Annotated in this window: 22 protein-coding genes; 18 read left to right on the forward strand and 4 right to left on the reverse strand. The window is 60.8% G+C overall.

Features of this window, described 5'->3' with window-relative positions; all coding sequences use genetic code 11:
* Window position 1: 1 nt before the first annotated feature.
* The 8 genes from PMI03_RS12120 to PMI03_RS12155 all read left to right on the forward strand — a co-directional run bounded on the left by PMI03_RS12120 (window position 2) and on the right by PMI03_RS12155 (window position 5,548).
* Complete coding sequence (locus PMI03_RS12120) at window positions 2-643, forward strand: SGNH/GDSL hydrolase family protein (RefSeq protein ID WP_007693456.1); 642 nt, start codon at window positions 2-4, stop codon at window positions 641-643.
* A gap of 54 nt (window positions 644-697) precedes the next feature.
* Window positions 698-2,143, forward strand: a complete 1,446-nt coding sequence (lpdA, locus tag PMI03_RS12125) for a dihydrolipoyl dehydrogenase (protein WP_007693457.1) — start codon at window positions 698-700, stop codon at window positions 2,141-2,143.
* 55 nt (window positions 2,144-2,198) lie between these two features.
* On the forward strand, window positions 2,199-2,456 hold the full coding sequence (locus PMI03_RS12130) for a GlsB/YeaQ/YmgE family stress response membrane protein (protein WP_007693459.1): 258 nt from the start codon (window positions 2,199-2,201) through the stop codon (window positions 2,454-2,456).
* Window positions 2,457-2,469: 13 nt separating this feature from the next.
* Window positions 2,470-2,718, forward strand: coding sequence for a GlsB/YeaQ/YmgE family stress response membrane protein (locus PMI03_RS12135; RefSeq protein ID WP_007693461.1), 249 nt, complete (start codon window positions 2,470-2,472; stop codon window positions 2,716-2,718).
* A 36-nt stretch (window positions 2,719-2,754) separates the two neighbouring features.
* Window positions 2,755-3,726 carry a lipoyl synthase gene (gene lipA, locus PMI03_RS12140; protein ID WP_007693464.1) on the forward strand — a complete coding sequence of 324 codons (972 nt, stop codon included), beginning with the start codon at window positions 2,755-2,757 and terminating at the stop codon, window positions 3,724-3,726.
* A 156-nt stretch (window positions 3,727-3,882) separates the two neighbouring features.
* Complete coding sequence (locus PMI03_RS12145; RefSeq protein ID WP_007693466.1) at window positions 3,883-4,476, forward strand: hypothetical protein; 594 nt, start codon at window positions 3,883-3,885, stop codon at window positions 4,474-4,476.
* A gap of 52 nt (window positions 4,477-4,528) precedes the next feature.
* On the forward strand, window positions 4,529-5,095 hold the full coding sequence (locus tag PMI03_RS12150) for a hypothetical protein (protein ID WP_007693468.1): 567 nt from the start codon (window positions 4,529-4,531) through the stop codon (window positions 5,093-5,095).
* Window positions 5,096-5,104: 9 nt separating this feature from the next.
* Complete coding sequence (locus PMI03_RS12155; RefSeq protein WP_007693469.1) at window positions 5,105-5,548, forward strand: type II toxin-antitoxin system RatA family toxin; 444 nt, start codon at window positions 5,105-5,107, stop codon at window positions 5,546-5,548.
* On the opposite strand, the gene PMI03_RS12160 is transcribed toward PMI03_RS12155, so the two are convergent.
* Window positions 5,539-6,039, reverse strand: coding sequence for a CinA family protein (locus tag PMI03_RS12160; RefSeq protein WP_007693471.1), 501 nt, complete (start codon window positions 6,037-6,039; stop codon window positions 5,539-5,541). The two genes, PMI03_RS12155 and PMI03_RS12160, sit on opposite strands and share 10 nt — an antisense overlap.
* Window positions 6,036-7,256: a bifunctional 2-C-methyl-D-erythritol 4-phosphate cytidylyltransferase/2-C-methyl-D-erythritol 2,4-cyclodiphosphate synthase gene (locus PMI03_RS12165; RefSeq protein ID WP_039973870.1), complete on the reverse strand. Its 1,221-nt coding sequence runs from the start codon at window positions 7,254-7,256 to the stop codon at window positions 6,036-6,038. Before PMI03_RS12165 ends, PMI03_RS12160 begins: the two co-directional genes overlap by 4 nt.
* Before the next feature lie 222 nt (window positions 7,257-7,478).
* Between PMI03_RS12165 and dusB the strand changes: the two genes are divergently transcribed.
* The 8 genes from dusB (at window position 7,479) to hflX (ending at window position 17,719) form a co-directional block, all read left to right on the forward strand.
* The gene (dusB, locus tag PMI03_RS12170) at window positions 7,479-8,507 is read left to right on the forward strand and encodes a tRNA dihydrouridine synthase DusB (protein ID WP_007693475.1); all 1,029 of its coding nucleotides are present in this window, start codon (window positions 7,479-7,481) and stop codon (window positions 8,505-8,507) included.
* On the forward strand, window positions 8,504-9,661 hold the full coding sequence (locus PMI03_RS12175; RefSeq protein ID WP_007693476.1) for a nitrogen regulation protein NR(II): 1,158 nt from the start codon (window positions 8,504-8,506) through the stop codon (window positions 9,659-9,661). Before dusB ends, PMI03_RS12175 begins: the two co-directional genes overlap by 4 nt.
* A complete protein-coding gene (gene ntrC, locus PMI03_RS12180; RefSeq protein ID WP_007693477.1) occupies window positions 9,658-11,109 on the forward strand; it encodes a nitrogen regulation protein NR(I) in 1,452 nt (483 codons plus the stop codon). The genes PMI03_RS12175 and ntrC overlap by 4 nt, the downstream gene beginning before the upstream one ends.
* A 283-nt stretch (window positions 11,110-11,392) precedes the next feature.
* A complete protein-coding gene (locus PMI03_RS12185; protein WP_007693478.1) occupies window positions 11,393-13,666 on the forward strand; it encodes a PAS domain-containing sensor histidine kinase in 2,274 nt (757 codons plus the stop codon).
* Window positions 13,656-15,020 (forward strand): sigma-54 dependent transcriptional regulator, encoded by a 1,365-nt coding sequence (locus PMI03_RS12190; protein ID WP_007693479.1) that lies wholly within the window; start codon window positions 13,656-13,658, stop codon window positions 15,018-15,020. Before PMI03_RS12185 ends, PMI03_RS12190 begins: the two co-directional genes overlap by 11 nt.
* Window positions 15,021-15,095: 75 nt before the next feature.
* Complete coding sequence (locus PMI03_RS12195; RefSeq protein WP_007693480.1) at window positions 15,096-15,959, forward strand: D-amino-acid transaminase; 864 nt, start codon at window positions 15,096-15,098, stop codon at window positions 15,957-15,959.
* Between the two features lie 107 nt (window positions 15,960-16,066).
* Window positions 16,067-16,309 (forward strand): RNA chaperone Hfq, encoded by a 243-nt coding sequence (gene hfq, locus PMI03_RS12200; protein WP_007693481.1) that lies wholly within the window; start codon window positions 16,067-16,069, stop codon window positions 16,307-16,309.
* Between the two features lie 78 nt (window positions 16,310-16,387).
* Entirely contained in the window at window positions 16,388-17,719 is a 1,332-nt protein-coding gene (gene hflX / locus PMI03_RS12205) for a GTPase HflX (RefSeq protein ID WP_007693483.1), read from the forward strand.
* A 20-nt stretch (window positions 17,720-17,739) separates the two neighbouring features.
* Here hflX and mazG read toward each other — a convergent pair whose 3' ends face one another.
* Together mazG and PMI03_RS12215 are read right to left on the reverse strand one after the other, a co-directional pair.
* Window positions 17,740-18,576 carry a nucleoside triphosphate pyrophosphohydrolase gene (gene mazG, locus PMI03_RS12210; protein ID WP_007693484.1) on the reverse strand — a complete coding sequence of 279 codons (837 nt, stop codon included), beginning with the start codon at window positions 18,574-18,576 and terminating at the stop codon, window positions 17,740-17,742.
* Between the two features lie 25 nt (window positions 18,577-18,601).
* Window positions 18,602-19,189, reverse strand: a complete 588-nt coding sequence (locus PMI03_RS12215) for a nucleoside deaminase (protein WP_007693485.1) — start codon at window positions 19,187-19,189, stop codon at window positions 18,602-18,604.
* A 295-nt stretch (window positions 19,190-19,484) separates the two neighbouring features.
* On the opposite strand from PMI03_RS12215, the gene cysG reads away from it, so the two are divergent.
* Both cysG and PMI03_RS12225 read left to right on the forward strand, forming a co-directional pair.
* On the forward strand, window positions 19,485-20,921 hold the full coding sequence (cysG, locus tag PMI03_RS12220) for a siroheme synthase CysG (RefSeq protein ID WP_007693486.1): 1,437 nt from the start codon (window positions 19,485-19,487) through the stop codon (window positions 20,919-20,921).
* Between the two features lie 4 nt (window positions 20,922-20,925).
* Entirely contained in the window at window positions 20,926-21,240 is a 315-nt protein-coding gene (locus PMI03_RS12225; protein ID WP_007693487.1) for a DUF2849 domain-containing protein, read from the forward strand.
* Window positions 21,241-21,250 lie beyond the last annotated feature (10 nt).

Raw genomic sequence — 21,250 nt, forward strand, 5'->3', positions numbered from 1 at the left:
CATGACCAAGACCGTTCTGTGTTATGGCGACTCGCTCACATGGGGCTATAACGCCGAAACGATCGGTCGTCATGCCTTCGAAGATCGGTGGCCGAGCGTGCTGCAAAAAGCGCTCGGCGATCAGGCCCGGGTCATCCCGGAAGGGCTGAACGGCCGCACGACGGCTTTCGATGATCACCTTGCCGATTGCGACCGCAATGGCGCAAGGGTGTTGCCGACGATCCTGCAGACGCATGCGCCGCTCGATCTCGTCATCATCATGCTCGGCACCAACGACATGAAGCCGGTTGTTGCGGGTCCCGCTTTCGCGGCGATGCAGGGTGTGCGGCGGTTGATCCAGCTCGTGCGCAATCATACATGGGGTTTCGATCATGAGATCCCCGATATTCTGATCGTCGCGCCGCCTGTTATCACCGAAACAGCCAATGCGGCTTTCGCGTCGAGTTTCCTTGGCGGGGTCGAGGAGTCAGGCAAGCTTGCGACGCTCTACCGCGATCTCGCCGATGAGGAAGGCTGCGGGTTTTTCGACGGCGCTTCGGTAGCCGTCACTACGCCGCTCGATGGCGTGCATCTCGATGCGGAAAACACCCGGGCGCTTGGTCGTGGCGTAGAGTCGATCGTGCGCATGATGCTGGGTATCTAACAATTCAGGGCAGGCTGACGCTTTACCGGCCGCCACCAAAAAGGCAGGAAACACATGGCTGAGAATTACGACGTCATCATCATCGGTTCCGGTCCAGGCGGCTATGTCGCCGCCGTGCGCGCCGGTCAGCTTGGCCTGAAGACGGCGATCGTCGAACGCGAGCACCTGGGCGGCATCTGCCTGAACTGGGGCTGCATCCCGACCAAGGCGCTGCTCCGCTCGGCCGAAATTCTCGATCATTCCAACCATCTGAAGGATTATGGCCTTGTTCTTGAGGGCAAGGTCAGCGCTGATGTGAAGGCGGTTGTCGCCCGCTCGCGCGGCGTGTCCGCCCGCCTCAATCAGGGCATCGGCTATCTGATGAAGAAGAACAAGGTCGACGTGATCTGGGGCGAAGCCAAGATCACCAAGCCCGGCGAAATCGTCGTCGGCAAGTCGACCAAGCCCGTCGTCGAGCCGCAGCATCCGTTGCCGAAGAACGTCAAGGGCGAGGGTACCTACACCGCCAAGCACATCATCGTCGCCACCGGTGCACGTCCGCGCGCTCTGCCCGGCATCGAGCCGGATGGCAAGCTGATCTGGACCTATTTCGAAGCGCTGAAGCCGGACGTCCTGCCGAAGTCGCTGCTGGTCATGGGCTCGGGCGCCATCGGTATTGAGTTCGCGAGCTTCTATCGCTCCATGGGCGTCGACGTCACCGTCGTCGAGGTCATGCCGACCATCATGCCGGTCGAAGACGCCGAAATCTCCGGCATCGCCCGCAAGCAGCTCGAAAAGCGCGGCCTGAAGATCTTCACCAAGGCCAAGGTCACCAAGGTCGAGAAGGGTGCGAACAACATCACCGCCCATGTCGAGACCGAAGACGGCAAGGTGCAGCAGATCATTGCCGACCGCATGATCTCCGCCGTTGGCGTGCAGGGCAACATCGAGAATCTGGGCCTTGAAGCGCTCGGCGTGAAGACCGATCGCGGCTGCGTCGTCATCGACGGCTACGGCAAGACCAATGTGGCGGGCATCTATGCAATCGGCGACGTCGCCGGTCCGCCGATGCTGGCGCACAAGGCCGAGCATGAAGGCGTTGTCTGCATCGAGAAGATCGCCGGCCTGCCGAACGTGCATCCGACCGACAAGAGCAAGGTGCCGGGCTGCACCTATTGCAATCCGCAGGTCGCCTCCGTCGGTCTGACGGAAGCCAAGGCCAAGGAGCAGGGCCGCGATATCCGCGTCGGCCGCTTCTCCTTCGTTGCCAACGGCAAGGCGATCGCGCTCGGCGAAGATCAGGGCATGGTCAAGGTCATCTTCGACAAGAAGACCGGTGAACTGCTGGGCGCCCACATGGTCGGCGCTGAAGTCACCGAACTGATCCAGGGCTTTGTCGTCGCCATGAACCTGGAGACGACGGAAGAAGAACTGATGCACACGATCTTCCCGCATCCGACCGTTTCGGAATCGATGAAGGAAGCTGTGCTGGACGCCTATGGCCGCGTACTGAACGCTTGATAATTTCCTTGCACGCCCTCTATGTTGAGGGTGGAAAATAGCAAAGGAAATCATCATGTCTATCGGCACGGAAGCTTGGGTCGTCTTTCTTCTGATCGGTCTGGTGGCGGGGTTTCTCGCCAGCCTGATCGTTGGCGGCGGCGGTGGTTTGATCGGTTGCCTGGTCAGCGGCGTGATCGGTGCTTTCGTTGGCGGGTTCCTGTTCAACTGGTTCGGGATCTCGCTGGGAATTGAAAGCCCACTGGTCGTCGAGATCATTCACGCGACGGTGGGCGCGATTGTCGTGGTGCTATTTGCGAGATTGATAGCTTAAGGGCAGGGATTTGATGGAAAGTACAGGCTGGTTGGGGTTGGTCATCATCGGCGGTCTTGCGGGTTGGCTCGCGGGTAAGCTGATGGAGGTGCGCTATGGCGTCATTCTCAACATCGTCCTCGGCATTGCCGGCTCGGTGGTCGCAGCCGCCATTCTCGCGGGGCTGCATGTCGGCGTACCCGGCGGCAGGTTTGGTTTTTTCGTCACCGGTTTCATTGGTGCATGCATTCTGATATTCCTCGCCAAATTCGCCCGGCGATGAAGAGGCCGCGGACAAGCGGCGGAAAGTAGACGTTTCATGGTCACGATTCTCGACAGGATCAATCCAGATGCAAAGCGCGTAAGGCATCCGGAAAAGGCACATCGGCCGGACACGGAAGTTCTGCGCAAGCCCGACTGGATCCGCGTCAAGGCGCCGACATCGAAGGGCTATGCCGAGACACGCTCGATCGTGAAGGAGCACAAGCTCGTCACGGTCTGCGAGGAGGCCGGCTGCCCGAATATCGGCGAGTGCTGGGAGAAGAAGCACGCCACCTTCATGATCATGGGCGAGATCTGTACGCGTGCCTGCGCCTTCTGCAATGTCGCGACAGGCAAGCCGAATGTGCTCGATATGGCCGAGCCTGAAAACATCGCCAAGGCCGTCAAGGAAATGGGCCTCAGCCACGTCGTCATCACCTCCGTCGACCGCGACGATCTGGCCGACGGCGGTGCCGAGCACTTCGAAAAGGTGATCTGGGCGATCCGCGCCGCTTCACCGATGACGACGATCGAAATCCTGACGCCCGACTTCCTGAAGAAGCCCGGCGCGCTGGAGCGCGTCGTGGCCGCCAAGCCCGACGTCTTCAACCACAATATGGAAACGGTGCCCGGAAACTACCTGACGGTGCGTCCCGGCGCGCGTTACTTCCACTCGGTCCGGCTTTTGCAGCGGGTCAAGGAACTCGATCCGACCATGTTCACCAAGTCCGGCATCATGGTTGGTCTCGGCGAAGAGCGCAACGAAGTGCTGCAGTTGATGGACGACCTGCGGACCGCCGATGTCGACTTCCTGACCATCGGCCAGTATCTGCAACCGACCCGCAAGCACCATCAGGTCATGAGCTTCGTCACCCCTGAGGAATTCAAGTCCTATGAGACGGTTGCCTACACCAAGGGCTTCCTGATGGTCGCCTCCAGCCCGCTGACGCGCTCGTCCCATCACGCAGGCGACGATTTTGCCCGGCTGCGGGCGGCTCGGGAGAAGAAGATTCTGCTCGCCGCCGAGTAGGCCTTCATAAGCTCTTGCCTTTTTAACGAACCGCGGCGATCTTGCCGCGGTTTTTGTTTGCGCCGTCATCAGATCATCATCTGTGCGGTCTACAGGACGCGTCCCGCCGCTTGTTGCTGGTATTGGGCCAGTCAAGATTCAATGTGGAGTTGGGCCATGGAGCAGATCGTCGCGCCGCAAGCGCCGCCCTATGTTATCGACATCGAGACAGCGGCATCCATCCTCAAGAGCGCCGAACGCGTTCTCGTTATCGGCTGCTCCGGTGGCGGCAAGTCGACCTTGTCGCAGAAGATCGGCAAGCGGTTCGGCCTTTCCTATGTCTCCATCGATCGCGACGTCCTTTGGCTTCCCGGCTGGAAGCAGCGCGACAGGATGGAGCAGAGGAAAATCATCGCTGAAAAGATCCTGGGAGCGTGCTGGATCATGGACGGCACGAATCCGTCGACGTTCGATATTCGCCTGCCACGCACGGACATCGTCATCTGGGTCCGCATGCCGCGCCTGCTTTGCATCTGGGGAGCCGTGGCCAGATGGTTCAAATGGATAGGGCGGACCCGCCCGGACATGGCGCCCGGCTGCCCCGAAAAGATCGAGTGGCAATTTCTGCGTTTCATATGGACGTTCGAGCAAGTGTATTCGCCCAGGGTCATTGCCGGGCTCGCGGAGCATGGTCCTGAGGTTCCAGTCCTTCAACTGACGAGCCGCCGTCAGATGCGGGAGCTGCTTGATCTGCTCGTTGTCCCTGGCTAACTGCCATCAGGCGTCATGACGCTGCAAACGACGGGTTTCGGGAGATGGGAATATGAAAGAGTTTGCAGACATCGCCGAAGCTGTTGCCCACCTTAAGGCTACCGATCGCATCCTAGTCATGGGCTGCTCAGGCGGTGGAAAGACGACTCTTTCGCGGAAAATCTGCGCACGCACGAATCTGCCCTACGTCTCGATGGATCGCGAGTTCTTCTGGCTGCCGGGCTGGGTAAAGAGAGACAAGGCGGAGGAGCGTGCTCTGATCGCGGCAAAGGTTGCCGAGGAGCGCTGGTTGATCGATGGAACAGCGCCATCAAGCTTTGATCTGAGATTGCCGCGCACAGAGCTTGTTCTTTGGGTGCGGATGCCGCGCTGGTTGTGCATGTGGGGCGCTCTGTCGAGAGCGGTGCGATGGTTGGGGCGGTCCCGTCCGGACATGGCGCCGGGTTGCCGCGAGCGCATCGATAGGGAATTCCTGCGCTACATCTGGGATTGGGAACGCAAATTTGCGCCAAAAGTACTGGCGGGCCTTGCTCAATATGGCCCTGACATCCCTGTTTTCCAACTAAAATCCCGCGGCGAAATGCGTCAGCTTCTTGATCTTCTCGACCGTCCTGCTTAATTGCGGCTCATGCCACAGTTTGAAACGCACCGCCCCGTCCCGCACACGCCTGACCAGATGTTCGACCTCGTCGCCGATGTCGAACGCTATCCGGAATTTCTGCCGCTCTGCGATGCGCTGGTGATCCGCAATCGCAAGGAGCGGGACGGCAAGGTCCTGCTGGTGGCCGATATGACCGTCGGCTACAAGGCGATCCGCGAAACCTTCACGACACAGGTGCTGCTCAACAAGGCGGAGCGGGCGATCGATGTGAAATATATCGACGGGCCGTTCAAATACCTCGATAATCGCTGGCGCTTCCAGCCGGCCGAAAATGGCAGCGTCATCGATTTCTTCATCGACTACGAGTTCAAGAGCCGCATTCTCGGCGCCCTGATGGGCTCGATGTTCGACCGCGCCTTCCGCATGTTCACGGATGCCTTCGAGACGCGTGCCGGTAAGATCTACGCCTGATCCAGCGCGATCAGCATGTCCAGCGCCGTCCGCACGGTAGCAAGACGAACCTTGTCGCGGCCGATATCGCCGTAACGCATCTCGCGATGGATGAGGCCGCCGGTTCGTGCCTTGGCGGCAAGGTGAACCAAACCGACCGGCTTGTCCGTCGATCCGCCACCCGGCCCGGCGATGCCGGTCACGGCGACGGCCAGATCGGCATGCGAACGGAAGAGGGCGCCATGCACCATCTGCAGCGCCGTCTCTTTCGAAACGGCACCGAACTGCGCAAGCGTCTGCTCCTGAACGCCAAGCATCTCCATCTTCGCCGTGTTCGTATAGGTGACGAAGCCACGGTCGACGACCGCCGACGAGCCCGGAATGTCCGTCAGGGCGCCAGCAATCAGCCCGCCGGTGCAGGATTCCGCCGTGGCGACCATTCGGCCCCTCGCTGCGAAATCGGTGATGATACCGCGTGCAAGCGCCAGAATGTCATCCGGGAAATGGCTCATGGCCTGCCGCCGCGATAGACGACCGTTGCCGTGGCGATGGCGGCAATGCCTTCACGGCGGCCGACGAAGCCGATCTGTTCGTTGGTGGTCGCCTTCACCGAGCAGCGCTCGAGGCTGATCCCCAAAAACTCCGAGAGCTTGGCGCGCATGGCTTCGCGATGCGGGCCGACCTTCGGCGCTTCGGCGATCAGCGAGACATCGGCATTCATGATCGTGCCGCCGTGATCACGAACGATCCTTGCTGCATGCTCGATGAAGATACGCGACGGCGCGCCCCTCCATTGCGGATCGGAGGGCGGGAAATGATCGCCGATATCGCCGGCGCCGCAGGTGGCGAGCAGGGCGTCGGTCAGCGCATGCAGCGCGACATCGGCGTCGGAATGGCCCTTGAGCGTCTGGTCGTGCGGAATGAAGACGCCGCAGAGCGTCACGCCGTCGCCCGGTTCGAGCTGGTGGACGTCGTAGCCGTTGCCGGTACGAACATCCGGCAGCAGGCCGGCGGAAAGCTTTTCATCGGCCATGGCGATATCCCTCTTGATTGTCAGTTTGACATTGTCCGCGCTGCCGGCAACCAGCGTCACAGGCAGGCCGGCCCATTCGGCAATCGCCGCATCGTCGGTGAAATCCGTCTTGTTACCGGCAGCCGCCTTTTCATGCGCAGCCAGAATATCGGCCAGCCGGAAGGACTGCGGCGTCTGCGCGGCATAGAGCCCGGCGCGTGGCACGGTTTCCGTCACTAGCGCATCCGAGCCCGCTCGCTTCAGCGTATCCGTCACCGGCATGGCCGGCAGCACGGCGGGCGCTCCGGCGGCAAGCGCCGCAGCGACACGATCGAGCAGGTCGTGATCGCAGAAGGGGCGCACGGCGTCGTGGATCATGACATGGCTGACTCCGGTCTTTTCCAGCTGCCGCACCCCCGCAAGCACCGATTGCTGGCGCGTGGCGCCGCCGAATGCGATCTCGACACCGGACGAATCGGCAATCATCTCTAGCGCCGAGCGCAGCAATTTCTCGTCGTCCCGGTGAATGACGATCACGATTTTCGCCGTCTGCGGCCATGTCACGAATTTTTCAAGCGTATGCGCAATAACCGGCCTGCCGCCGATCGCGCGATACTGCTTCGGACCCTCCTCGGGCGATCCCGCCCGCTCACCGCGCCCGGCAGCAACGATCACGATTCCGATCGACATCGGTTGCGTTGAGTGCATTTGCGTCATAAACCCCCGGGGATGAAAGGCTCCGCTCCAGCATGATCCCCAAAAAAGTGCGAAGCGGTTTTCTGGGCAAGATCATGCTAAGAAGATCGCCAAAGCAGGATCTTACTACAGCAGGGTCTATCGCCTCGAATGGGTATTTTCCAGCATTTGCCCAAAAAATATCGGCATTCTCCGAAACCTCTTGGCAAGCCTCTCAAGACTGTCTAAAAATAGTGCAGATGCATGGTGTGCCTGAAAGATAATCATTTGCTTCCGTCCGAGCTTGCAGCCCCATTTTCCATTGGCCCGGTGCCCATCCGCAATCGCGTGATCCTCGCGCCGATGTCGGGCGTAACCGATTTGCCGTTCCGGCAATTGGCTCTGCGCTATGGGGCCGGCCTTGTCGTGACCGAGATGGTCGCAAGCCGCGAGCTGGTGCAGGACACGGCCGAATCCTGGGCGCGTCTGAAGAGTGCCGGGCTGAAGCCGCATATGGTGCAGCTTGCCGGACGCGAGGCGCATTGGATGGCGGAAGCGGCAAAGATCGCCGCCGACAATGGCGCTGATATCATCGACATCAACATGGGATGTCCCGCCAAGAAGGTGATCGGCGGTTATTCCGGCTCGGCTTTGATGCGCGATCCGGATCACGCGCTGGGCCTGATCGAGGCGACCGTCAAGGCGGTCGATGTCCCTGTGACGCTGAAGATGCGGCTCGGCTGGGACGAAAATTCCATCAACGCGCCGCATATCGCGCGCCGCGCCGAGGAGGCCGGCATCCAGCTGGTGACGATCCACGGCCGCACGCGGATGCAGTTTTACGAGGGCAGGGCGGATTGGGATGCGATCCGCGCCGTGCGCGATGTCATTTCCATTCCGCTCGTTGCCAATGGCGATGTCGATACGCCGGAAGACGCGAGCGAAATACTTCGCCGTTCCGGTGCCGACGCGGTCATGGTCGGGCGCGGCTGTCAGGGGCGGCCGTGGCATGCGGGCGTGCTTGCCGGTCATCGCGAGCCGGATCGTGGTGAGATCGCCGACATCGCCCTCGAACACTACCGGATGATGCTGGATTTTTATGGCGAGGCCGTCGGCATTCGTCATGCCCGCAAACATCTCGGCTGGTATCTGGACCGTTACGCTCCCACCATCAATGGTGCTGAAAAGGCAAGAATCATGACTTCGAAAGACAGCCAAGAGGCGGCCGCCTTGTTGCATGCGGCGCTACAGGCCGGGTCCGATCTCGCCCGAAGCCTCCAGGAGGCCGCATGAGCTCGAAATCCAATTCCGGCGGTGCCGAGCATACGGGTGGCGCCGTGGCCATGGCGGTTCTCAACGCGATCCAGAATCCGGTCGTCATGGTCAACGAGGCCGGCCTGATTGCGTTTGCCAACTGGGAGGCCGAGGCCTTCTTCGGCGCCAGCGCCTCGCATCTGGCGCGCTACGAGATTTCCGCCTTCATTCCCTTCGGCAGCCCGTTATTGGCGCTGATCGATCAGGTGCGCGAACGCCGCGCGCCGGTGAATGAATATCGCGTCGATCTGAGCTCGCCACGCCTTGGCCAGGACAAGCTGGTGGATATCTACGTCGCGCCCGTGTCGAGCGATCCCGGCTCCGTGGTGGTCGTTTTCCAGGAGCGCTCCATGGCCGACAAGATCGACCGGCAGCTGACGCACCGCGCCGCCGCTCGCTCGGTCACCGGCCTTGCCTCGATGCTGGCGCATGAGATCAAGAACCCGCTCTCCGGCATTCGCGGTGCCGCCCAGTTGCTGGAGCAGTCTGTGGAGGATGACGATCGCGCGCTGACGCGGCTGATCTGCGACGAAACCGACCGTATCGTTTCGCTGGTCGACCGCATGGAGGTCTTTTCCGACGAGCGTCCGATCGATCGCGTCCCGGTCAATATCCATTCCGTGCTCGATCATGTGAAGGCGGTTGCCAAGGCTGGCTTTGCCCGCAACATCAAGTTCAGCGAAAACTACGACCCATCCTTGCCGGCCGTCTATGCCAATAGGGACCAGCTGGTGCAGATCTTCCTCAATCTGGTGAAGAATGCTGCGGAAGCCATCGGCGATAAGCCGGATGGCGAGATCATGCTGACGACCGCCTATCGCCCGGGTATTCGCCTTTCCGTCGCCGGTACGCGCGAAAAAATCTCGCTGCCGCTGGAGTTCTGCGTGATCGACAACGGCCCAGGTGTGCCGACCGATCTCGTACCGCATCTATTCGACCCGTTCATCACTACGAAGACGAACGGAACCGGCCTTGGCCTGGCGCTTGTGGCCAAGATCATCGGTGATCATGGTGGCATTGTCGAATGCGACAGCCAGAACCATCGCACCACTTTCCGGGTTCTGATGCCGGCCTCCAAAGGCATCACTCTTGAAGACGCCCCCTTTCCGAACTCTACAGGGACTACTCGATGACAGCCACGATCCTTGTCGCCGACGACGATGCAGCCATCCGTACCGTGCTTAATCAGGCTTTGAGCCGCGCCGGTTACGATGTACGCATCACCTCCAACGCCGCGACGCTCTGGCGTTGGGTTTCCGCCGGCGAAGGCGACCTCGTTGTAACCGACGTCGTCATGCCGGATGAAAACGCCTTCGACCTTCTGCCGCGCATCAAGAAGGCGCGGCCGGAACTGCCTGTCCTGGTCATGAGCGCGCAAAACACCTTCATGACGGCGATCAAGGCCTCGGAAAAGGGTGCCTACGACTATCTGCCGAAGCCGTTCGACCTGACGGAGCTGATCGCTATCATCGGCCGCGCTTTGTCGGAGCCTAAGCGCAAGCCCGCCAAGCTCGATGACGACATGCAGGACGGCATGCCACTGGTCGGTCGCTCTGCCGCGATGCAGGAAATCTATCGTGTGCTGGCGCGTCTGATGCAGACCGACCTGACGCTGATGATCACCGGCGAATCCGGTACCGGCAAGGAGCTCGTCGCCCGCGCGCTGCACGACTACGGCAAGCGCCGCAACGGTCCTTTCGTCGCCATCAATATGGCCGCGATCCCGCGCGACCTGATCGAATCGGAATTGTTCGGCCACGAGAAGGGCGCCTTCACCGGCGCGCAGACACGCTCGACCGGGCGCTTCGAACAGGCCGAGGGCGGCACGCTGTTTCTCGACGAAATCGGCGACATGCCGATGGACGCCCAGACACGCCTTTTGCGCGTCCTGCAGCAGGGCGAATATACGACGGTCGGCGGCCGCACGCCGATCCGCACCGACGTTCGCATCGTTGCCGCCACCAACAAGGATCTGAAGCAGGCGATCAATCAGGGCCTGTTCCGCGAGGATCTCTATTACCGCCTCAACGTCGTGCCGCTGCGTCTGCCGCCGCTGCGCGACCGCGCCGAGGATATCCCCGATCTCGTCCGCCATTTCATCACGCAGGCGGAAAAGGAAGGGCTCGGCTCCAAGCGATTCGACCAGGAAGCGCTTGAGTTGATGAAGGCCTACCCGTGGCCGGGCAACGTGCGCGAACTCGAAAACCTCATCCGCCGCCTGATGGCGCTCTATCCGCAGGATGTCATCACCCGCGAGATCATCGATTCGGAATTGCGCGCCGATGTGCCGGATAGCCCGATCGAGAAGGGGCCGGTGCGGACCGGCACCATGACCATCGCCCAGGCCGTGGAGGAGAATATGCGCAGCTATTTCTCCAGCTTCGGCGACAATTTGCCTCCGCCCGGTCTCTACGACCGCGTGCTGACCGAAATGGAGTACCCGCTGATCCTCGCGGCGCTGACGGCCACTCGTGGCAATCAGATCAAGGCCGCCGATCTGCTTGGCCTCAATCGCAATACGTTGCGCAAAAAGATCAGAGAACTGGGTGTTTCCGTCTATCGGAGCTCCCGCACGGCTTGACAATGTGATCGGATGCGTTGCATTTTCGCCACAATGCGTTGCTTAAAGGTCACGCAGCCGGTTCGCGGTTTTTGCGGTAGCGATTCATCGGCAAGACTCCTGCGCAAGTAGAATTTGTTCAGAAGTTTCAGGCCGTTGTATCAATAATTTTAAGCAGGGGTTTCGCGTTGATGCGAAACCGGGCGGCAATGCCGCCTTTGCCTGCTGCGCTCTGCCGCCAAAACAGTGCTGATTGCAATTAGGCCAAGGCGCCGACCGTCGCCTGTGCCTGGAGATATTGGGAATGAAGCAGGACGCGGTGTCGTCGGCGGCGAGCGACGAGGCGGTTGTCAAGGTGACGGACCGTCGTGCGTCCTTCGCTCTTCCTGGCCTGATCCTGGCCGGTGGCGCGTTGTCGTGTGCGATTGCCACGCTTCTGGTGCTTCTGGGGCTGACGCCCATTGCCCCCACATCCTCGGTCGTCTTTACCTCCGTCGTGATCAACGGCCTGTTCGTTCTGGGGCTGATTGCGCTGATCGGGCGCGAGGTCGCGCGTCTCGTAAAGGCGCGCAGCCGTGGCCGCGCCGCCGCGCGCCTGCATATCCGCATTGTCGTTCTCTTTTCCATCGTGGCGATTACGCCCGCGATCCTCGTGGCCATCGTCGCCAGCCTGACGCTGAATGTCGGCCTCGACCGCTGGTTCGCATTGCGCACGCAGCAGATCATCAGCTCCTCGCAGAACGTCGCTCAGGCCTATTTGATGGAGAATGCCAGCTATCTGCAGGGCCAGACCGTATCCATGGCGAACGATCTGGAACGCAACCGCTCGCTCTACAGTCTCGACCGCACCGGTTTCGCCGATCTCATGACCAGGCAGGCCAAGGGTCGCGGCCTGCTCGGCGCCTTCCTGGTGCGTCGCGACGGCACGGCGATCGTCCAGGCCGATATCAAGACCGAGCGTCCGTTGCCGGCGATCCCCAAGGACGCGCTCGACGCCTCCGCCGATGGCCAGCCGACGCTTATCCCGCCCGGCGTTACCAACCTAGTCGGCGCGATCATCAAGCTCGACGATCTCCCCGGCGCTTTCCTCTATACGGTTCGGGCCGTCGATCCGCGCGTCATGAACGCCATGCGTATGGTCGAGGACAACACGGCCGAATACAAGGCGATGGAACAGGGACGCATGTCCCTGCAGATCGCCTTTGCAGTGCTTTACATCGGTTTTGCCCTGATCGTGCTTCTGGCAGCGATCTGGACCGCGATCGCGGTGGCCGACCGCATCGTGCGGCCGATCCGGCTTTTGATCAGCGCCGCCGACAACGTCGCTTCCGGCAATATGAACGTGCTGGTGCCGGTGCGCGCCGCCGATGGCGACGTCGGCAGCCTGTCGCGCACTTTCAACAAGATGATTTCCGAGATCCGCACCCAGCGCGACGAGATCCTCGAAGCCAAGGACGAGGTGGATGACCGCCGCCGCTTCATCGAAGCGGTGCTTTCCGGCGTGACGGCCGCTGTGATCGGCGTCGAACACGACAGGCGGATCACCATCGCCAATACGTCGGCCGAAGAGCTTCTGTCCCTGAAGAGCGACGAACTTGTCGGCAAGAACCTCGCCGAGATTGCCCCGGAGGTCGAGCAGGTGGTGACCGAAGCCACCTCGCGGCATCGCAATGATTTCCGCAAGCAAATCAGCCTCGTGCGCGGCGGCACGGTACGGACGCTCAGCGTTCAGGTGACGCGCGAAGAAACGCGCGATACGAACGAGTCCTACGTCATCACCCTCGATGACATCACCGATCTCGTCATCGCCCAGCGTTCGACCGCCTGGGCCGACGTCGCCCGCCGTATCGCGCATGAGATCAAGAACCCGCTGACGCCGATCCAGCTTTCCGCCGAGCGCATCCGCCGTCGTTTCGGCAAGAATATCGCCGAGGCCGACCGCCCCGTTTTCGATCAATGCACCGACACGATCATCCGGCAGGTCGGCGACATCGGCCGGATGGTCGATGAATTCTCGTCTTTTGCCCGGATGCCGAAGCCGACCATGGAGCCGAGTGATCTGCGCGATATCCTGCGCGACGCGGTGTTCCTGCGCGAAATGGGCAACAGCCATGTCAAGTTCGAGCGCGAGCTTGGCGACGAGCGGCTGGAGGGCATGTTCGACACGCGTATGCTCGGTCAGGCCTTCGGCAATCTTATCAAGAATGCTGTCGAGGCGATTGATGGCGTGCCGAGTGGCGAGACCCGCGAGGAGCCGAAAATTCTCGTGCGCGCGTCGCTGGACACCGAACGCGACCGCTTTACGGTCGATGTCGTCGACAATGGTCGCGGCCTGCCGGTCGAGAACCGGCACAGCATTCTCGAACCCTATATGACGATGCGCGAGAAGGGCACGGGCCTTGGGCTCGCGATCGTCAAGAAGATCATTGAAGACCATGGCGGGCAGCTCGAACTGCACGATGCTCCCGCCGATTTCGACCAGGGCAGGGGGGCCATGATCCGCGTGCATCTGCCGCGCCGTGAGCAAGCCATCGTCGCCCAGACAGCAAGTGACAAGGAAAGCGTTTATGGCATCTGATATTCTCGTGGTGGACGATGAGGAAGACATTCGCGAAATCGTTTCGGGAATTCTTTCGGATGAAGGGCATGAGACCCGCACCGCCCATGACAGCGACAGCGCGCTGGCGGCGATCTCCGATCGTGCGCCGCGGCTGATCTTCCTCGACATCTGGATGCAGGGCAGCAAGCTCGACGGGCTTGCGCTGCTGGACGAGATCAAGGCGCGCCATCCCGATCTGCCGGTCGTGATGATCTCCGGTCACGGCAACGTCGAAACCGCCGTCTCCGCTATCAAGCGCGGCGCCTTCGATTTTATCGAGAAGCCGTTCAAGGCCGACCGGCTGATCCTCATTGCCGAGCGCGCCTTGGAAAATTCCAAGCTGAAGCGTGAGGTTTCGGAGCTGAAGCGTCGCACCGGCGATGCGATCGAGCTGATCGGCACCTCTGTTGCCGTCTCGCAGCTCCGCCAGACCATCGACAAGGTTTCGCCGACCAATAGCCGCGTGATGATCTTCGGCCCTTCCGGTTCCGGCAAGGAGCTTGTGGCGCGTATGATCCATAAGAAGTCGGCGCGTGCCAATGGGCCTTTCGTTGCCCTGAATGCCGCGACGATCACGCCCGAGCGGATGGAAGTCGCCCTGTTCGGCACCGAGGGTTCGCCCGGCCAGCCGCGCAAGATCGGCGCGCTGGAAGAGTCGCATCGTGGCATCCTCTATCTCGATGAAGTCGGCGAAATGCCGCGCGAGACGCAGAACAAGATCCTGCGCGTGCTGGTCGATCAGCAGTTCGAGCGCGTCGGCGGCTCCAAGCGGGTCAAGGTCGATGTCCGCATTATCTCGTCTACCGCCTACAATCTCGAGAGCCGGATTGCCGAAAGCCTGTTCCGCGAGGATCTCTATCACCGGCTTGCCGTGGTGCCCGTGCGCGTGCCGGCGCTTGCCGAGCGGCGGGAGGACATTCCTTTCCTCGTCGACCAGCTGATGCGGCAGATTTCGGAGCAGGCCGGCATTCGATCGCGCCGGATCGGCGATGACGCCATGGCGGTGCTGCAGGCGCATGATTGGCCGGGCAATATCCGCCAGCTGCGCAACAACATCGAACGGCTAATGATTCTCGCGCGTACCGATGGCCCGGATACGCCGATCACGGCGGAAATGCTGCCGACCGATCTTGGCGACATGCTGCCGAAGGTCTCCGCCAAAAACGACTATCACATCATGACGCTGCCGCTGCGCGAAGCCCGCGAAATGTTCGAGCGCGACTATCTGATCGCGCAGATCAATCGCTTCGGCGGCAATATCTCGCGCACGGCGGAGTTTGTCGGCATGGAGCGCTCGGCGCTGCACCGCAAGCTGAAGTCGCTCGGTGTCTGATGTCGTTCGTGTGGCTGCAGCAATCTGTCGCACGGATTTGCCCGTAGTCTCGTGAAGTTCTGATCAAGGTCCGTCATGCCGAGAATAGCTTATGTGAATGGTCGTTACGTCAAGCACAGCGACGCCATGGTTCACGTCGAGGACCGCGGCTATCAGTTTGCCGATGGCGTCTATGAGGTCTGCGAAGTCCGCCATGGGTTGATCGTAGACCTGACACGGCACCTCGACCGCCTCAACCGTTCGCTGGGTGAGTTGCGGATCGCCTGGCCGATGGGCCGTGCGGCGCTGATCCATGTGATTCGTGAGACGCTTCGCCGCAATCATGTCCGCAACGGCCTATTCTATCTGCAGGTAACGCGCGGCGTTGCCCGGCGCGACCATGTCTTCCCGCCGGAAGGCACGCCGTCCTCGATTGTCGTCACAGCCAAAAGTACCGATCCATCCGTCATTGCCAAGAAAAATGCCAATGGCATCAAGGCGATCACCGTGCGCGACAATCGTTGGGACCGGGTCGACATCAAATCGGTCGGGCTTTTGCCGAACGCGCTGGCGCGCCAGCAGGCCAAGGAGGCCGGCGCGCAGGAGGCAATCTATATCGATCACAACAGCATGGTGAAGGAAGGTGCCGCGACCAATGTCTGGATCGTCGATCCCGACGGCAATCTGGTCACGCGCCCGGCCGAGCATGGTATTCTGCGGGGCATCACGCGCACGACTTTGATGGAGGTCGCGGCCAAGCTCGGGCTTACCATCGTCGAGCGTTTCTTCTCCGTCGAGGAGATGGTGGCGGCCCGCGAAGTGTTCATCACGGCGGCCACAAGTATTTGTTTTCCTGTGATTGCCATCGATGGTGAGGCGATTGCGAATGGCCATCCGGGCAGCGTTTCCGAGAAAATTCGTGAAGCCTTTTTCGACGTTGCGGAAAAGACTGCGATTTGATACCAACAATCGATGGCGGGAGAGATTGAGGGTGTCTCCTGTCCGAGACCTCAATATATCTTGATATTGCACCGGCTTAGGTCGGCAAAAAAGAAAGAATCGGCGCGATGGCGGAACGTTCTCAGAACTTGCAGGACTTGTTTCTCAATACTGTTCGCAAGCAAAAGATTTCACTCACAATCTTCTTGATCAATGGCGTGAAGCTCACGGGCGTTGTTACGTCCTTCGACAATTTCTGCGTCCTGTTGCGCCGAGATGGTCATTCGCAGCTTGTTTACAAGCACGCGATTTCGACCATCATGCCGGGTCAGCCGATGCAGATGTTCGAGAGCGAAGAAGTCGCATCCTAACTAGGATTTGCCGTTATCACGACACGCGATACCAAAAATGATTCCATCATCCCGGAAGCCATAAAGCATAGGGATGATATGCGGGCTGTTGTCATCGTGCCTGTGCTGAAGCAGGGGCGTTCGCGCTCGGCACAGGCGGATGGTGCGGCGACAACGTCGCGCACACCCGAGAGCCGCCTCGAAGAGGGCAAGGGCCTGGCGCAGGCGATCGACCTTGATATCGTCAACGGCTCCATCGTACCGATCAACGATCCGCGCCCGGCGACCTTGCTCGGCACCGGCAAGATCGAGGAAATCCTCGCGCTACTCGATGAATTGAATGCTGGTCTGGTGATTGTCGATCATCCGCTGACGCCGGTTCAGCAGCGCAATCTCGAAAAGGCCTGGAACGCCAAGGTCATCGACCGCACAGGCCTCATTCTCGAAATTTTCGGTCGCCGCGCCTCCACCAAGGAGGGCACGCTGCAGGTCGAACTTGCGCATCTCAACTATCAGAAGGGCCGGCTGGTTCGAAGCTGGACCCACCTTGAGCGCCAGCGCGGTGGCGCGGGCTTCATGGGCGGCCCCGGCGAAACCCAGATCGAAGCCGACCGGCGGCAGTTGCAGGAGCGGATCATCCGGCTGGAACGCGAGCTGGAGCAGGTGGTGCGTACCCGCCAGCTTCACCGCGCCAAGCGCAGGAAGGTGCCGCATCCGATCGTGGCTCTGGTGGGCTATACCAACGCCGGCAAGTCGACGCTGTTCAATCGCATTACCGGCGCCGGCGTCCTTGCCGAGGACATGTTGTTCGCAACGCTCGACCCGACACTGCGGCGCATGAAGCTGCCGCATGGTCGTACCGTCATTCTCTCCGATACCGTCGGCTTCATTTCCGATCTGCCGACCCATCTCGTCGCCGCCTTCCGCGCCACGCTGGAAGAGGTGCTGGAAGCTGACCTGATCCTGCATGTCCGCGATCTCTCGGACGAAGACAATCAGGCGCAGAGCGCCGATGTCATGCGGATCCTCGGCGACCTCGGCATCGGCGAGGCGGAAGGGGCTGAGCGCATCCTCGAAGTCTGGAACAAGATCGACCGTCTGGAGCCGGAGGCCCATGACGCCATCGTCCAGAAGGCATCGACCGCCGAAAACGTCATCGCCGTATCGGCAATGAGCGGCGAGGGTGTCGATCGCCTGATGGACGAAATCAGTCGCCGGCTTTCCGGTGTCCTGACAGAGACGACGATCACGCTGCCCTTAGACAAGCTGGCGCTTTTGTCCTGGGTCTACAATCATGCCATCGTCGATAGCCGTGAGGATAACGAGGACGGCACCGTAAAGCTGGAAGTTCGTTTGACCGAGACGGAAGCGACGGAACTGGAGCGGCGTCTAGGCCGCGGTCCGAAGCCGCAGCGCGAGGATTGGGAATAGGGCAGGCGCGTTGTCGCGCCCTATTCGGCGAGCTGCCTTTCGATCGCCTTTGCCGCCTGCCAGATGTCTTCCATCCGCTCCAGCGAGGCTCCTTCGAGCGTTTCGCCTGCCGCCTCAAGCGTCGTCTCGATGTGATTGAAGCGACGGCGGAATTTCGTATTGGTGCCGCGCAGCGCCTGCTCAGGGTCCGTTTTTACATGCCGGCCGATATTGACGACCGCGAAGATCAGGTCACCGAGTTCGTCGCTGACCTTGGCCTTGTCGCCGCTCGCGAGCGCCACCCGCAATTCATCGATCTCTTCTTCGATCTTGTCGAGGATCGGTTCCGGCGCGGACCAGTCGAAGCCGACCTTGGCGGCGCGTTCCTGCAGTTTCAGCGCCTCGGTCAAAGCCGGGAATGAACGCTGCACCGAGCCGAGAAAGCCGGCCTTGAAATCCTCGGAGATGCCTCGCCGCGCCCGGCGCTCTGTGCGCTCGCGCTTCTCCTCGGCCTTGATCTGATCCCATTGCAGCTTCACCGCATCGGGCGTGTCGGCGCCGGAAACGGCGAAGACATGCGGATGCCGCCGGATCATCTTGCGGGTGATGGCTTCAACGACGTTGCCAAAGGAGAAGTCGCCGGCTTCCTCTGCCATGCGGGCGTGGAACACCACCTGCAGCAGAAGATCGCCGAGTTCGTCGCAGAGATCGTCCATGTCCTTGCGCTCGATTGCATCGGAAACCTCGTAGGCTTCCTCGATCGTATAGGGCTTGATCGTCTCGAAGGTCTGGACGATGTCCCAGGGGCAGCCGGTCTGAGGATTGCGCAGCGCCGCCATGATCTCGATCAGGCGGGATATGTCTCGTGATGCTTCCATTGGGATCTCTGTGGTCCGGCCTTGGTCAATTCAGCGGAATGTCGTTGTCGCCCTTGGACGACTGGTAGCTATCGGAAAGCGCGGTATAGGCGGCCTTGATGCGTGCCGTCTGTTCCTTGAGCGCCGTCTTCAGCGGATCTTCTTCCGTCTCGACCAGATCGGCAATGGCAAAGCTGTTCCAGAAGGCGTTCTGCCGGCGATAGCCGCCGGGCTCCAGCCCAAAGACCTCTTTCAAGATCAGCAAGTCATGCGGAATCGCGAAAGCGTCGCGGGAATCCTCATGGCTGAAGAAGTAATAAAAGTTGTCGAAGCCGGCCCAGGTGATCGCCGACATGCACATGGTACAGGGCTCATGGGTCGACAGGAAGATCAGGTCCTTGGTCGCCGGCCTGTCGCCAAGCTCGTAAAAACGCTTCAGCGCATGCACTTCGCCGTGCCAGAGCGGATTTTCCAGCTCGTTGTTGGTTTCAGCGACCACCAGCGACAAGTCCGACTTGCGAAGGATCGCCGCGCCGAATACCTTGTTTCCGGCGGCAACGCCTTTTTGCGTCAGTGGCAGGATATCCTGTTCCATGACATCGAGAAGGCGGATGGCAATGGTGTTTGCGGACAAGCGTCGTACTCCGAGGATTTTCTCTTAGCTTAGCGGCATTGCCAGCGTGGCGGAATGCGCAAATGACGTATAGACACTGTTGGCCACAGGCAATAAATCTATCTTTGGTACTGAAAAGTCTTAAAAGTCTATAGATTTCCTGTATTTATCTTGTGTCGGGGCTTCTGGTGAGTTTTGCTCAAATCGGCGAGATGTCGAGCAAAAGAATACGGACTTGCCGAGGCATTAGAATTTCTGTTTCTTCAATCTTATGGCTGCAAAGGCGATATTCGGGCAATCTCGAAGTGGAACGATAATGCCTCCCAGGACTGACCAGCTCTCGGTGTTTCCAGCTTTCTTTCGCGTGGAAGGAAGGATCACGGCTGTCTTCGGTAATGGTAATGAAGCTTTCGCCAAGGCGCGGCTTCTGATGAACACGCAGGCGAAGATCGTTGCCTATGCCACGGCGCCGGAAGCGGACTATCATGCCTTCCTGATCGCCAATCGCATCGAAACCGTGCGTACCGCTTTCTCTCCGGATCAGGTCAAGGGCGCTGCCCTGGTTTTTGCCGCCACTGGCGATGCGGAGGCCGATCGCGCGATCGTTGATGCGGCGCGTGTCGAGAGAATTCCGGCAAACGCCGTCGATCAGCCCGACTATTGCGATTTCTATACCCCGGCACTCGTCAACCGCGCTCCAGTCGCCGTTGCCATCGGCACCGAAGGCGCCGGTCCTGTGCTGGCGCAGATGATCCGTGCGCAGATCGACCAGATGCTGTCGCCCTCGCTCGGCAAGCTTGCGGAATTGGCGACACGCTATCGCAAGCCTGTCGATCGCCTGGTGCCGCGCGGCGTCGCTCGCCGCGTCTTCTGGCGCCGTTTCTTTTCAGGCCCTGTTGCCGATGCCGTCAGTGCCGGTCACTTGCCGCAAGCCGAACATGCCGCCGATAGCCTGCTGCACTCGGCCCACAAGGTCGAAGGCCATGTCTGGCTGGTCGGTGCCGGTCCTGGTGCTGAAGACCTGCTGACGCTGCGTGCCCAGCGGGTGATGATGGAAGCGGACGTCATTGTGTATGACGCGCTCGTGCCGCAGGCGATCGTCGACATGGGGCGCCGCGATGCCGAGCGCCTCTCGGTCGGCAAGCGCAAGGGCTGCCATACAAAATCTCAGGAGGAGATCAACGACCTGCTGGTGCAGCTTGGCCGCGACGGCAAGCGTGTCGTGCGGCTGAAATCCGGCGATCCCCTGGTCTATGGCCGGGCGGGCGAAGAAATGGCCGCGATGCGCGCCGCCGGCGTTACCTATGAGATCGTTCCGGGCATTACCTCGGCTTTCGCCGCCGCCGCTGATTTCGAACTGCCGCTGACACTGCGCGGTGTTGCCTCGTCGCTGGTCTTCACCACGGGCCATGACCTGACCGGCGACGTTCTGCCGGATTGGGCAAGCCTTGCTATTTCGGGTGCAACCATCGCTGTCTATATGGGCCGCACGGTTGCCGCTTCCGTCGCCGGCCGTCTGATGGAAGCCGGGCTTCCGCCCGAGACCACGGTTGCCGTCATCGAGAATGCCAGCCGTCGCGACCGTCGCCTGATGCACGGCACATTGAAAGATCTGCCTGATCTGGAACATCGCGACGAGTTGAGCGGTCCGGTCATGGTCATCATCGGCGAAGCCGTCGCTGGTGCCAATTTCGAACAGTCCGAGCCGCTGGTCCGTCAGGAGGCCGCCGCTCAAGAATTTGCAAGGAGCTGATCCCATGGTCGACAAGGTTCTGACCGCTAATAGGCTGACCGATGGCGTCGCCGTCTGGCTGAATGCCAATGGCGAGTGGGTAACGTCCCTGCAGGAGTCGCTGGTTGCGCGTCACGCCGAGGCCGAGGCTGCGCTTGAGGCGATTGGCAAGCAGGCTTACGCCGATAACAAGGTTGTCGACGTCAATCTGATCGAAGTTCAGGAAACCGGCGGCAAGCTTTGGCCGCTGCGCCTGCGCGAGCGCATCCGCGCTGAAGGTCCCACCATGGAATACGCGCCGGGCTATGCCGCGGCCGATCCTGAATTTATTGCAGTCTGAGGAAGCCCCG

The organism is Rhizobium sp. AP16 (genome assembly GCF_000281735.1).
Lineage (GTDB): Bacteria > Pseudomonadota > Alphaproteobacteria > Rhizobiales > Rhizobiaceae > Rhizobium > Rhizobium rhizogenes.

Bases quoted from the DNA above. Each gene is read 5' to 3' on its own strand.
- PMI03_RS12120 (WP_007693456.1), top strand. From the start codon at position 2: ATGACCAAGACCGTTCTGTGTTATGGCGACTCGCTCACATGGGGCTAT.
- lpdA (WP_007693457.1), top strand. From the start codon at position 698: ATGGCTGAGAATTACGACGTCATCATCATCGGTTCCGGTCCAGGCGGC.
- PMI03_RS12130 (WP_007693459.1), top strand. From the start codon at position 2,199: ATGTCTATCGGCACGGAAGCTTGGGTCGTCTTTCTTCTGATCGGTCTG.
- PMI03_RS12135 (WP_007693461.1), top strand. From the start codon at position 2,470: ATGGAAAGTACAGGCTGGTTGGGGTTGGTCATCATCGGCGGTCTTGCG.
- lipA (WP_007693464.1), top strand. From the start codon at position 2,755: ATGGTCACGATTCTCGACAGGATCAATCCAGATGCAAAGCGCGTAAGG.
- PMI03_RS12145 (WP_007693466.1), top strand. From the start codon at position 3,883: ATGGAGCAGATCGTCGCGCCGCAAGCGCCGCCCTATGTTATCGACATC.
- PMI03_RS12150 (WP_007693468.1), top strand. From the start codon at position 4,529: ATGAAAGAGTTTGCAGACATCGCCGAAGCTGTTGCCCACCTTAAGGCT.
- PMI03_RS12155 (WP_007693469.1), top strand. From the start codon at position 5,105: ATGCCACAGTTTGAAACGCACCGCCCCGTCCCGCACACGCCTGACCAG.
- PMI03_RS12160 (WP_007693471.1), bottom strand. From the start codon at position 6,039: ATGAGCCATTTCCCGGATGACATTCTGGCGCTTGCACGCGGTATCATC.
- PMI03_RS12165 (WP_039973870.1), bottom strand. From the start codon at position 7,256: ATGACGCAAATGCACTCAACGCAACCGATGTCGATCGGAATCGTGATC.
- dusB (WP_007693475.1), top strand. From the start codon at position 7,479: ATGGTGTGCCTGAAAGATAATCATTTGCTTCCGTCCGAGCTTGCAGCC.
- PMI03_RS12175 (WP_007693476.1), top strand. From the start codon at position 8,504: ATGAGCTCGAAATCCAATTCCGGCGGTGCCGAGCATACGGGTGGCGCC.
- ntrC (WP_007693477.1), top strand. From the start codon at position 9,658: ATGACAGCCACGATCCTTGTCGCCGACGACGATGCAGCCATCCGTACC.
- PMI03_RS12185 (WP_007693478.1), top strand. From the start codon at position 11,393: ATGAAGCAGGACGCGGTGTCGTCGGCGGCGAGCGACGAGGCGGTTGTC.
- PMI03_RS12190 (WP_007693479.1), top strand. From the start codon at position 13,656: ATGGCATCTGATATTCTCGTGGTGGACGATGAGGAAGACATTCGCGAA.
- PMI03_RS12195 (WP_007693480.1), top strand. From the start codon at position 15,096: ATGCCGAGAATAGCTTATGTGAATGGTCGTTACGTCAAGCACAGCGAC.
- hfq (WP_007693481.1), top strand. From the start codon at position 16,067: ATGGCGGAACGTTCTCAGAACTTGCAGGACTTGTTTCTCAATACTGTT.
- hflX (WP_007693483.1), top strand. From the start codon at position 16,388: ATGCGGGCTGTTGTCATCGTGCCTGTGCTGAAGCAGGGGCGTTCGCGC.
- mazG (WP_007693484.1), bottom strand. From the start codon at position 18,576: ATGGAAGCATCACGAGACATATCCCGCCTGATCGAGATCATGGCGGCG.
- cysG (WP_007693486.1), top strand. From the start codon at position 19,485: ATGCCTCCCAGGACTGACCAGCTCTCGGTGTTTCCAGCTTTCTTTCGC.
- PMI03_RS12225 (WP_007693487.1), top strand. From the start codon at position 20,926: ATGGTCGACAAGGTTCTGACCGCTAATAGGCTGACCGATGGCGTCGCC.